This is a genomic window from Microbacterium sp. Leaf320, from assembly GCF_001423485.1.
GTDB lineage: Bacteria > Actinomycetota > Actinomycetes > Actinomycetales > Microbacteriaceae > Microbacterium.
In genome coordinates, this window is record NZ_LMOD01000006.1 from 1 (window position 1) to 12,568 (window position 12,568).

The 12,568-nt window shown below is 62.6% G+C and carries 5 protein-coding genes; 2 read left to right on the forward strand and 3 right to left on the reverse strand.

The features are described 5' to 3' along the window. Positions 1-2,580: 2,580 nt before the first annotated feature. Entirely contained in the window at positions 2,581-3,183 is a 603-nt protein-coding gene (locus tag ASF63_RS18020) for a hypothetical protein (protein ID WP_157534438.1), read from the reverse strand. A gap of 1,412 nt (positions 3,184-4,595) precedes the next feature. Here ASF63_RS18020 and ASF63_RS18940 point away from each other — a divergent pair. After that, the gene (locus ASF63_RS18940; RefSeq protein WP_162238909.1) at positions 4,596-5,312 is read left to right on the forward strand and encodes a sigma-70 family RNA polymerase sigma factor; all 717 of its coding nucleotides are present in this window, start codon (positions 4,596-4,598) and stop codon (positions 5,310-5,312) included. Positions 5,313-5,361: 49 nt separating this feature from the next. On the opposite strand, the gene ASF63_RS18025 is transcribed toward ASF63_RS18940, so the two are convergent. Next, positions 5,362-7,542, reverse strand: coding sequence for a LuxR family transcriptional regulator (locus ASF63_RS18025; RefSeq protein ID WP_056517432.1), 2,181 nt, complete (start codon positions 7,540-7,542; stop codon positions 5,362-5,364). Between the two features lie 698 nt (positions 7,543-8,240). After that, positions 8,241-9,533, reverse strand: a complete 1,293-nt coding sequence (locus ASF63_RS18030; protein ID WP_082478343.1) for a low temperature requirement protein A — start codon at positions 9,531-9,533, stop codon at positions 8,241-8,243. 1,177 nt (positions 9,534-10,710) lie between these two features. Here ASF63_RS18030 and ASF63_RS18035 point away from each other — a divergent pair. Beyond that, positions 10,711-12,021 carry an RNA polymerase sigma factor gene (locus ASF63_RS18035; protein WP_082478345.1) on the forward strand — a complete coding sequence of 437 codons (1,311 nt, stop codon included), beginning with the start codon at positions 10,711-10,713 and terminating at the stop codon, positions 12,019-12,021. The last annotated feature ends 547 nt before the right edge of the window (positions 12,022-12,568 follow it).

A 12,568-nucleotide genomic window follows, 5' to 3' on the forward strand; every position in this document is an offset into this window, starting at 1 on the left:
TCTCAAGGGTTAGGATCGCTGTCACTCTCGCGCCGAGCACGCATGCCGATCCTTAGAGATAGACGAGGCAGCACCCCAAATCAGACGCTACGCGTCCGACTATCCACCAATATCGTCTCGACTCATTCTGGGACATGCGATCTCCCGAACACGTCGACCGGACAATGCCGCAGGCGTCTGGCAAACAACACCGGACGACAACAAGCACCACGTCCGGCTCGGCTGGGTCTCCGCTCAGGACGGTAGGTGCATCCAGCTGCCTGTTTGAGTGGGACAGCAGGAGCTTCGACAAGATACCCGGGGCGATGCGATGTCGCTCATTAACGGACTGTGAGCGTCGTCGACCGCACCTGAAGACCTACCTGGATAGGGCAGCAACGCGCGCGCAAGTCTTTCGACGCTGTGAGGGTGGCGGCACGTCCCCCCAAAGGCACCCCCTGGCTCGACGTGTCGGGTGCCGGCCACTTGTCGTCTCGCACAGGTGCGGGCACGAGGACAGTTCTGGAGTGCTAGCGACCACGGTTGCAGCATCCGCCCGCCAACCATGCACCGTCCGCTCAGAGCGCACGTGCCGACTCTCGGGTGCGACGGATCTTGGCGATCACAGAGCGGAGTTGTCGGCCAACGCACGCTCGGGAGCCATCTGATCGATCCGCTGGCATCACCGAAATGCAAGCGACCTCGCTGAGGCCGGATAGAGCGGGTCAGGCGCTATCCGTATGGGGGTGATGACGGCCTTGTCACTGACGCCGGTACCACCATCGAAGCTGCGGAGGCTTCTCCGAGTCCTCAGCAGCATCGAAGTGCTCAGCCGTGTTAGGTGCGTTCCCTTCGGGGACTACTTGGTGGTTGAGCGGACAACACCCTCGATCGATCCTGCGAGCCGAGGAGCATGAATCTCCTGCGGGCTGGTGTCGCGCATCACGGTATCCGCGAAGTCACCCCGCTCGACCTGACAGTGTCGTGTATTCGGCGGGGTCGCCTCCGATACGGTGTCGTCCCTATGCGTCATCATCCCTCCATCTCCGGCTGCCTCCTTGTCTCCGCCGACCATGAGCCCTCGGGAGAGTGTGACGGGAAGCACTCTTGCGATTCAGTATGAGCGAACTCAAGAACACCCTACGCATCGCCCATCATGAGGCCTTCGATGGAGTGCTTCTGGGTGACCGGGTGAGCTCGTCGACCACGTGGCAGAGGAGATGACGTCGAACCCGCTGCGGAAGGGCGTCGTAGAAGTCTCGAGTGACGGCCATGTCGCGATGATCCGCGTTGCCGGCCCCGGGGACGTCGAGGCCAAGCACGAGGACGGGGCGTGACTTTCGTGACCGATTCGCGGTACCGCTATGGACGGCGAGCGCGGATCTCACTGACACATCCCCGCGTTGGGGGAGCTTTCGGGTCGCGAGTGAGGCGTCCGTGTTCGCGAGTCTCGGCCGGCATCGGGAAGTCTCGATGCCAGGGCTGGTCCTGTGCTCCGGCGTTCGGGACATCAAATCCGAGCTCGACGATCTGGTAGTCAGGTCCCAGCACAGCCTCGGACACGGAGCGCACCCAGGGGTGATCGACAAGATCAGCCCAGCCGCGCATCTGTTGAGGGTGGATTTCGACGTAGTGCCGATTCGATCCACGGCCCACCGCCCCGCCGGGCAATCGTGCGAAGAACTGCTCTGGTCACCGCAGCGGCCCCGCCTGATAGACGTAGTGGTGCATGTGGACGGCGAAGACCGCACCCACGATGCAGTGTCGTCATATCTGGGGCTCCGGTCCACCGCCGTCGACCGTCGACTCTTCCTCCTCAACGATCGACCTCGGTACGTGCGCTCCATGCTGAGCCAGGGGTAGTGGCCCGCATCCCACCTCGCGGCCCCTTCCTCCGCTGCCCTCCGCGAGGAAGTCGAACTCATCAAGAGTCTCGGCTTCAACGCCGCGCGTATACACCAATAAGTCGAAGATCCGCGGTTCCTGTATTGGGCGGACAAGCTGGGCTCATGGTCTGGGCAGAGCCCCCCGCGACCTTTATCTTCACCCCCACCTCCGCCGAACGCACCGTACGCGAGTGGCTGGAAGTCGTGCACCGAGACCTCTCCCCCTGGGCGCCGCTGAACGAGAGCTGGGGCGTCCAGCACATCGCTCACGACGAGCGCATGCTGCACCACGCGCGCGCCCTCGTGCATCTGACCAAAGCCCCCCGATCCCAGCCGGCCCGCCGTCTCCAACGACGGTTGGGGGCGGGCAGACACCGACGTCCTCGCGATCCATGACTACGAATGTGACGCGGATATCATGCGTGTTCGCTACCGAGATCGCACCGCAGTCAATGCACTCATCTCCGGAGTCGGCCCTGCCGGCCGCCGCCTCGTAATCAGCGGCGACTTGAGCGAGAAGCCCGTGATGCTCACTGAGTTGTGTCGCGTCACGTCATGTGGTGCCCGGTGACTGACGCGATCATGAACACCTTCGTCTCGGTAGCCACCGTCCACTGGTCGTCGACGAACAGCTTCGCCAACCGAATGCGACCGCGAGGAGCGAGGGCAGATTGAGTGGGCTCCGATCACTCACCAGCGTCCTACGACATCACCGCTAAACGTCGAGTTCAGTGAGCTTGTCCTCACGTAACGTGAGGAGCTTGCGAGTCAGTGGAAGCCCTTCCGTTTGAGGGGCCTCAGCGCTGGCGCGGTACCGCTTTTCTGCGATTTGGCGGAGGTCCTCGAGAGCTTCGTGGTCGTTGGCGCCGCACACATAGAGAGAGGTCCGGCCGCCCGCTGCGAACACTGGAGCACCATTGATCGCATCGTTGTTCAGCCACGTGTCCGCGACAAGCATCAAAGAAGCGGTGAGATCGGGGGCGGCAGGAGTCCAGACGCGAAATCGCCCTCCGATTCCCTCTATGCGCAGGTCGTTCGCGGCCATGCGCAAGCGCGCCAAAGCGCCGGTTCGAGCAAGCTCCGGGCTCAGGCGCATGCCTTCGAGATGAGTGCGGGTGAGTAGGACGTAGCGTTGCGGCTCATCGAGGTTCAACGTGGAGACGATGCCCGGGGCAACTGTCTCACCCAGAATCAGATTCCCAGCGCCTGCCTCTCGAGCGTTGAGAGCGGAAACCTTCGTTTGAAAGTCGCTCGCCCCACTTAGGAGGAGATCGATCGGGGGGAATCGTTCGGCCGCCCCGGACTGCTGGTCGATCATCATTAGTGTGTGAGCGTCGCCCACTCTGGCTTGAACAAGCTTGGTGTAGTGCTTGCGTTGTCTGGATGAGTGCTCTGCTCTTCGGCGGAAGATTCCCAAAACATCCTGCTTTCCACGAGAGGCGACCTGATTCTGTAGGGCATGGTCGGGTGTCCGTCACCCAAGACCGTCCGCGCTATCAACCAGTAAGACGCGCCGGAACGCTGAACCTGTCGCTGTAGCACGCGCCTAAGTACGGCATTGTCATAGACAGTTCGTGGTATCGCGTGCATGCTCGCTCGCAACGGGTGGAGATCCATAGCCGAGATAAGCTCAGGCTATTTCTGCTCTAGGTTTGAGGAACGCTACCGCGGGGCGCAATGCTGTCGAACGGTGCTTCAATGGCCTCGAACAGGGACGCGGAATCGAATGTGCGCCGGGAGAGCGTCATCAAACGCGTACCGCGTGTATCACGCTTGGTTGAGCCGGTCAGATCCACCCTCCAGCAGGCGCCAACCGCGATATTTCTTCCGGGTCCGCCATGTATGCCCGTATCTCGATGGCTTCCCTCGCAGGACGGAGCATCTGCTAGCGCAGCGTTCCCCCGCTCCTCGCGCCTAGGGCCCGGAACCAACCCTCACTCGGCTTTTCCGGGAGAAATCGCCTGCCGTCCATATGTCGACGCGCCGCCCGCTAGCGTCGCGGCAACCCGGTCCAGCGTGTGCGGATAACCGCAGTTGGTGTCGTTCTATAGACGTGCACCGTGACGCTGATGTCGGCGATCGGCTTGCGTAAATGCCGAGCGTAGAGATCTCTGGCCGCATACTCGGCTTCCGCCAGCGTGCTTACCCGGGTCTGCCGGCCGATATCCACTGCGTGCACCAACCACCAACCTTTGTCGACGTACGCCGTTGCCTCATAGGGATACCCCACTGACGCTCCATCCATCCTTGGCGGCCTAGTCGCCGCGAAGGACAAGACGATCGAGCGCCGATTCCATGTCGCCCGAGCAAGTCCCATCTCGCGGGGACCGCCGGTGCGACCGGTCCCCGTACTTCGCTAATGCTCGCACCTGATTTGCGGGGACATCCGCCCGCCATCATCTGCAGCACGGAATGCGCCACCGTAGCTGTGATCTCATTTGCCGCCAAGGCTAGCGCGGTGAGCTCATCCGTTGGCCGCGTACGAGCTGGGCGGCTGACAGACCGCATCGAGCAGGATCTGGGCTGGCCCATAGCCTCGAGACCATCCCACGCACCCGCGACAGCCTCTGGCTTCAGGAATATCCAGGGGTCTGCGGGGCACCTTCCAAGCCAGATTCATCGATATATCAGTATGCGGGTACGTACTTACACGGATGTGCGCCCACGCCCTCCTCGGGAGACTCGTAACGGGCCTAGATGGGTAGGCCGAGCAAACGGGGAGCGAGAACAATGACAGTCGAGTGTGCAGCTGCAGCAGAAAGCGCACCGTCGGTGACGGCGGACGAACGAAAGCGCGATCACTATGCGAATATCGAACGCTTCTACGCGGAGTACCGCGGCAGATTGACTCGAATCGCGCGACGTCTGTCGCATGGCGTGTTGGACCCTGACGACCTCCTGTCTGAAACGGTCCTCCGCAGCCTGGAGTCCGCCACGGATCTCCGTTCGCCGGCCGGACTGTACTCGTACCTCGCCACTTCGATGCGCAACAGAGTCATCGACGAGGCCCGCGCTCCGCGTCATGGCAATGTTGCGATTTCGCCCGCAGTTGAAGCACTGCTATCGGCGCCGGTCGCGACCCCCGCCAATGACCTGGATGAACGATCGTTGGTGTGGCGCGCCCTGGAAAGGATGCCCGTAGTGCATCGGCGATACATCCTTCGCACTGTCGTCGATGGGTGCAAGCCTCGGGAACTCACCGAGGAGTTCGGGCGACCTGCTCCGGCTCTCTCATCACTTGCTCAGCGCGCCCGCCAGTCGATGTCGGAAGCTCTCCTCGACGTGCTCTCCGAGCAGTGTGCGGCCCGGGGGCATCGTCAACCTGGTTTGACCCATTGCTGGACGTGCCTTGAAGTGTGGTTCGACATTGCGTTGACGTACGGTAGTCGACCTGCCGCTGAACGAGAGCTCGACCGCTGGAGTGAACGTCAAGCTCGCGCGAAATGATCCTCGGCCCGCACCCACGTGGTAGCCGAGAGCGGCCGGCTAATGCCTTCTAACCGCTTGCCGCCCGACGGGACCGCTTGCCGGCTAGCTCGGCACGGTTTGATACTCCGAGTTTTCGGAAGATCCGCGCGACGTGGGTTTCGACCGTTCTTCGAGATACGATCAGCAGCTCAGCAATCTGTTGATTGGTCGCCCCCTCCGCAATCAGCCGTGCGACCTCCTCCTCGCGTGCTGTAAGGGGCTCAGTCGACACTGACGGCAGTTCGAAACCGTGGACGTCGTCGTCATCCAGGGCGACGGTCACGAGCCACCACAGTGGGGCGAACTGGCTGCTCTCACGCCTCGACGTGTACTCACGCGCCCCGAGCTCGCGCAGCAGTCCGCGTCGCATTTCCGGGAGATCCCCCGTCGCCGTGAGCATCGGTCGGTAGAAGGCGACCGTGGAGGCATTGGCCTCGACGCCGCCCTCCAAGTACGCGGAGAGACGCGAGAGCCCGGCTCGATATGCGACGACGGCAATCGTCTGGACTGCTGACATCGTCAGCGTCACTCCGCTCGTCCTTGCGAGCTTCAGCCCGTCGCGCGCCATCGATATCGCTTCACGGTGAAGCCCCTTGCGGGAACGAATCAGCGCAAGGGTGCCCATCGCCATCGATCGGTACCAGCGCTCACCTAGGCCTTCGAGCGGCCGAATCAGGTCAAGGGCGGTGGCCGCAGCCTGGTCTAGGTCACCGATTCCGAAAAGTGCATCCATCGCAAGCTGCAGACTGCTGAGGTGATGTTCTTGCCGGTTCCACGAGGTCTGGGCCATGGCTTGGGCGACGACGTGCGCCTCCCTGAACATCCCCCGGACGAGGTATCCGGTGGTTTCAACGTAGTCGGCCGCGAAGGCGAGGTCCTCAGAGTCCCATAGCCGGGAAATGCGACGCGCTTCAGCCAATCGCCGCTCGGCATCTTCGAACGCACCCGTGATGATGTGACCGAACACGAGACTGAACCCGAACAGAAGTGAGTCAGGATCCGGCGGGTTGACCTTCCGTGCCCATCGAATCACCTCGTTCGTGTGCCCTTGGGGCCACCACAGCGTGCGGAAGGGGCGAAACGCGATGTCTATCGCGTGGTCTTGGAGTCGCGGTTCATCAAAGCAAATTGTGAGCGCCTGACGCAAGACTGCGCGTTCGGCATCGGCGCGAATCGTCCAGAGCTCTTGCGGACCTTTCGGCGAGACGGCCAGGGCAGCCCGCCCTAGACGCGCGGCGTAGAGTACGAGCGTCTCCATCAGCTCCCGTTCCCCCGTCAGGTGAGAGGCGCCGAAAGTACGAGCGGGCTGTGACATGCGAAAGCTGGTCAGGCCCCTGTCCGGAATCCGTCTCAGCAAGTTCGCCGAAACGAGCGCCTCGAGCATCGGGGGAGCGCCCTCGTCGAGGACTGCGATGGCGCACTGAAGAGTGAAATCCCCCTCAATGAACGCCAGCTTCGACCACGCCTCCTTTAGTTCCGGCGAAAGCCGTCCCCAGACCCACTCCAATGCGAGCGCCACTTCTTGACCGTCGATCTCGTTACGCGCCGCCAGCACCGCGAGCTCAGCCTCAAGTTGCTCGAGACCGATCGCGCCGGCGCAGCTGGCAACGACCTCCAGTGCATACGGGACTCCCCCCAGTCGGCGAGCGACCTTCTCGACGTTTGGTGACTGCGTGACCGAGAGCCGATGATGCGCGTTCGCGGTAGCGGCATACACGCGCGCTGCCTCACTGAGGGACGTCGCGCGCACCTCCAAAGAGAGGGCTCCGAGAACAAGAACGGTTTCGCCGACAACATTCACCGGAGTGTGGCTGGTAACCACCACCCTCGTTCGTTGTGAGGTTGAGAGAAGCGTCTCCGTGAGCTCCACCGCACTCACCCTCGAGGGAACCCAGGCATCGAGAATGACAATGGCGTCGTGCGATCCCAAGAAGTCACCGAGGCGAGTACTGTCGCCCGCCCCGACGAGCACGTCAGCCGCTTTCGCCACAGCTTCGGCGAGCGATACATCCCCGCCCATCCGATCTACGTTCACAGTCAGGGTCATCGCCCCGCCACCGCGAAGGCTCTCGACCGCGGCCTCCACGAGGGACGTCTTCCCTACCCCCGGAGGCCCGGACACCGTGACCAGGGGAGCGCGCTGCTGAATCAAGTCAAGAAGCCTGGCGAGCTCGTCCTCGCGCCCAATCAGTCGATTCGATGGTTCCATCTGCGTTCGAAGTCCTACCGACGTATGGCTGTTCGTGATACCTGCCGCTGTCCCGTAGCGGAGACGGCAAGCGGGATGTACTTGGACGCGATCTTACTGCTGCGTGCGGTTGCATTGGGCCCTGATCGCGAGGGAAGCAGGAGTCGCTGGCTGTCGGTGGGTGTGGGTGACGCTTGTCACTCCGTTCGGACTACACATTGAGACGGTTGCAGCTCTCGGTGTCGAGGGCACCGAACAACACTCCGACGGGGTCGGTGACATCGGCTCTGAACGAACGAGACATAGTGTTTTGGTCTCCGCGCGAGCCTGTTCAGCGGCAGCGCGCGCGGACGCGCGGTTGTTCTCTTGCGGTGTGCGTCTGATTTGTCCGAAGCCTATCTCTTCTGTTGCCGCAGCCCTCCGGCTGAAGCCCGGGGCGCCTGGTCCCCTCTCGATGTGACCGCGTCATTCCAGGAGTGCTCCGGTGAAGCGCTAAATTCGCGCTAGTTCGTTTGTGGTCCGAAGCCGTGATGCGTGAGGCGGAGAAACCTCAGGTCCCCACGTGCGCGCTGCCCTGTACGCTCTCCGACTCGCTTGAGCGCCCCGAATCGCGCATCGATACGAAGACCGTTCTGTCGGGTGAGATCAGGAGTCCGCCGCGAGGGCGATTCCGACGTTGCGAGGATCGCGAACTAGTGAGTCTCCAGCTCGCCCTGTCCTCAGCCGTTGGCGACAGCTCTATCCGTTCCGGGCTGCGGCCCGGAGATGACCCTCGTTATCTGGACTTCCATCGAACGCCAGGATCCCGCTTCAAACCGGACAACGACCGCAACCGGCGAGATGGTGACGATTAGCAGGCAGACCCACAGCGGCCAGCCGATGGCGGCGAAAAACATCGCCGCTACCGGCAGAGCGAGCACGATCACTTGAAGCAACGCGTTCTTCGGTAGGGCCGAGACGAGCCACGCATGCAACAGGTACAACGTCACCATGAACACCACAACCGGGATCGCGACGGACGCGATCGCCGTGAACGTGCTCACGTGATACTCGTCGCCGAACGCGTAGCCGATGACATGGAGCCCGGCGCCAATTGCCGCGATCGAGCCGAAAACGAGGATGTGGGCATACCCCCAGAGCAGGGCCCGCGAACGTCGCACGGCAAGAATCCGTGCGCTGGGCAGCATGAAGTATGTCCACCAGAGCGCGAATGCCGTGACGATTCCGAGGCCCACCACCATGATTGACGACAGCGTCCAGCCTTCGGAGGCGGTGATTGCCTGCGCCGCCGCCAGGGTGCCGAGTACGGTCTCACCTAATGCGATGATGGCCAGCAGCGAGTACCGTTCTGCGATGTGGTGCGGATGCCAGGGCGTCGCTCCGCCGTGCTTCAGTCCCTTTTTCTCAGCGATGATCGGACTCGACCAGTCGATGGTCGAGACGATCAGAGCAGCGATCAGCAAGCCGAGCGGGTCCAGCGGCAGGAAGATCAGCAGCACCCACCCGACCTGTGCGACACCGATGATCAGTGCATAGGTCTTCGCTGCGGCGAAATACACCGGGTTGCCCTGTGCCGCACGCATCCACTGTGCGATGACCGCCACTCTCATCACCACATATCCCGCGACCATCACTTCGTTCTGGACTGGCTCGCCTTGCTCGAGCGACGCGAACATCTCAGGCAGTCCGATGGCGAGGATGACCACCCCGGTCATCTGCACCATCGTCAGCACCCGAAACAGCCAGTCGTCGGTGTCGAACGCCGAGGCGAACCATGAGTAGTTGATCCATGCCCACACGATGGCCACCATCGCGAAGCCGAAGGCGCCGACGCCTGCGAGTACCTCACCATGCGCGACCGAGGATGCGAGTGCGTTTCCGGCCACGCCGAACGCAGCGACGAAAGTCAGATCGAACAACAACTCCAAAGGGGTCGCGGTCCGATGCGGTTCCGTCGTATCGCGCCCCGTCATGCGCCTTAGGCCGTGCGGATAGGACACCGAAGCAGACATGAAACTCCCCAGATTCTCGGTTGAAGTTCTCCTCCGACCTCACCTAGGGCTGTCGGATGATTTGGCAGTCGGACCGTGAACATCTCTAGCTCGACGATCTTGCGCCGGCAATCTGTCGCGTGCTGTCGGGGTGTTCGTTCAGGGGCAGGTGGCACCTTTGGGTCAGGGTGACCGACCGAAGCTAGTGCTCCCGCTGCCGACCAGGGTATTGAGAGACAAAACTCGTCGGTTCGGGTTCACGTTGTCCTCCATCACGCTGACGCTTGTCGCGGGCACAGTGGAGTCTCCGAGCGACGATGCTAAATCAGATCCACACCCGCGTGGAAGCGAGCGACCAGGTGCTGCCCACGCGAAACGACCGAACGGACATCGCAACCCGTCGTCAGATCAACCTCCTTGCGTCGTCCAATGAACGAGGTGCATGCACTCACCCAGGTGGACGCGCTCAGTGAAGAAGGTCTACCCGAGCTGTGGGTGGCGGCTGTAAACACCAAGGACTGCCGCCCCCATGGCGATCAAGCCTCGAGGGTCCCGCAGGCGGGGAAGCGCCGGTCCGATTATCCCGATGAGCGTACGACAGTTTCCACATCAACAGGTTGACTCTGTTTATCAACGACGTCGTAACCCCTCACCAACGCTGATCGGCAACTGCGCCGCTCCCCCCAGCTGGGGTGTCCGCGGGCGGATCTGCGCGCCCATGCCCACTTGCATCGTTGCGGCGGGAGAGGAGAAGGGGGCGGAGGGGGAGCCTCCGCCCCGGCCGACCTGGGTATTGTCGGCTACGTGAACCGGGGAGACAGTTCACGCCCCGCTGAGAGGGGTTCACCACACAAGACGAACGAGGTCATCAAATCTGTCGCGCGAGGGCAACCTCGTCTCGCAGCCCGCCTACTCGCTTGCCGCGCAGCCGCGTTGCGCCTGGCCTGCTCCACCGGTCGGCGTGAAGACAGATCCGCTGACAAGGTGCAGCACGAAGCTCGACCGCAACGAATGTCGTGACGCCAGGGTAGAGCTGACGTTCACAGAACAGCGACAGCGACAGATTCTGTCGCGTCGCTCGTCCATAACATAAGAATCAGTTTTTGGGGAAACAATCCGGTAGACACAGTTGTGTCGGCTACCGGCAAGAGACGGCGGACCTGGAGTGGGAGGGTTCGGCGCGGGGACTTGGGGAGTCATGCAAATTTCAGGGGACCCTTCGGTCGAACACGATGACAGCTTCGCGCTCGTTGCTCTCGCGGCGAAGGGCGATCGAGCGGCAGCTGGTGCATATTTTCAGAAGAATCACCGATTGCTCATGGCGATGGCTCATCGCATCGGCGGCGGTGTGATCGATGCCGATGATCTGCTCAGCGAAGCGATGGTTACGATGCTGACGAAGTGGACGCAGGGTGTCGGTCCCGATCGCTATGCGAATGCGTACTTGATACAAACGATGCGAAATCGGGTGAAGGACGAGTTGAAGTCCCCACGCTCGCGAGTCAGCGAAATTACCGACACCAACGCACCCGTGCACGACCCGAGTGATGAACAGCACGTCGCAGACATGCATCGTGAGTATGCGATCGTGCGTCAAGCGCTCGATCTGCTATCTCCCGACCAGCGCACTGTCCTTGTCGCGACGGTGCTGGAAGGACGCAAGCCCGCGGAGCTCGAGACCGAGCTGGGGAGACCAGCGGCCGCGATCTACTCCTTGTCTCGGCGCGCTCGCCTGAGCCTGCGTCGAGCAACGCTGCGAGTGGTATTGGAAGATCGAGCACCACAAAGGTGTCGAGAGGCGGCCTCGGAACTCCCCGACACGGTAGTGGATTCGGTTGACGACGCCGGCGACGCCCGTGGAATGGAGCACATCCGAACCTGCACGCGCTGTCGTGCGGCATGGGCCCGGTTCGGGACGATGTCCTCGGCACTCGGGATTGTCACACTCCTCACCGTCAGCGGCGTCCTCTTCCCTTCCGGGAGCGCTGAGGCAAGCGAGCTGCAGAGTACCTCAACGCCAGCCCTTCGGAGTGGCCCATCACTCCTGCGGTCCTGGGCCCGGCACTCAGGATCGTGGTCGATAAGCCCGATGAGGGTAGGCGCCGCAGCAGTCGCGCTCGGTTCGCTCACAATCGCGATTGGCGCCCTCGTCGCCCCGCTCTTGGGCCCGACACCGCCGACGGCTGACTTTGCGGTGACGCCAACGACACTCGGTGACCGGTACGTTCTGGACGTCAGTATCGTCGTGGACCGTCCATGGACGGTCGACCAGCTCACTTTCACGCTCCCGTCAGGCTTCACGGTCGATGCGCCTCCACCAGGATGGATCTGCACGCAGACGGAGTCGGAAGCGACGCAATGTACTAGTGATGTCGCCAGCGCGTCCGGTGGAGACTTCGTCCTCTCGGGTTATTCGGCGGACAGGGACTCCACGTACCGTGTCGACCTCATCGCGCATGCCGACGGCTACACGCTTAACGCTTTCAAGGGCGGCCCCCTCTCACACTGAGAATCCCTATCTTTCCGTTGGACCATGGACCATCCCGTCGCCAACGCCGTCGAGGCTGCAATCGTCGACGTTTTGTCCTCACACCCGCGGATATCGAAACCTGCGTCCCCACACTTTCGATTGGCTGGCCGAGCGAGCCTCAAGGTGCGGCCGCGCTTCTAGGCATGCCGCGGCCGACCGGAGGCGGAGAAGGTCATCGGACGTGACGAAGTCCAGTGCCGCACGCTCGAGAACAAACGGAAAGAGTTCTGCCCCCTGGGTACCAGCGGCCGCGCGATCGCGGCCATGTCCTGACGTGCGGGCCGCGCCCCGTCTCGCCCAAGTCGCTCCCGCCCGCGGGACAGATCAAGGCGACCGCCGGAGCCACAGGTTGTCTCGATGTTGCGGATACGACGCAGCAGCGGGTTGGGACTGTCGACACACGCAGGTCGGTCGTCAGCAACGGATGAGCGTGCCGCGGCTATCGAAGTGTGAGGGGACGAAGCTTGGGGACTTCGCCCCCTCGCCGGATGAAGGAGCCCGGCGCGCAACCGTGGAATCGGCCACG

Coding starts and splice junctions, on each gene's coding strand:
- ASF63_RS18025 (WP_056517432.1), bottom strand. CDS start 7,542: ATGGAACCATCGAATCGACTGATTGGGCGCGAGGACGAGCTCGCCAGG.
- ASF63_RS18940 (WP_162238909.1), top strand. CDS start 4,596: ATGACAGTCGAGTGTGCAGCTGCAGCAGAAAGCGCACCGTCGGTGACG.
- ASF63_RS18035 (WP_082478345.1), top strand. CDS start 10,711: ATGCAAATTTCAGGGGACCCTTCGGTCGAACACGATGACAGCTTCGCG.
- ASF63_RS18030 (WP_082478343.1), bottom strand. CDS start 9,533: ATGTCTGCTTCGGTGTCCTATCCGCACGGCCTAAGGCGCATGACGGGG.
- ASF63_RS18020 (WP_157534438.1), bottom strand. CDS start 3,183: ATGATCGACCAGCAGTCCGGGGCGGCCGAACGATTCCCCCCGATCGAT.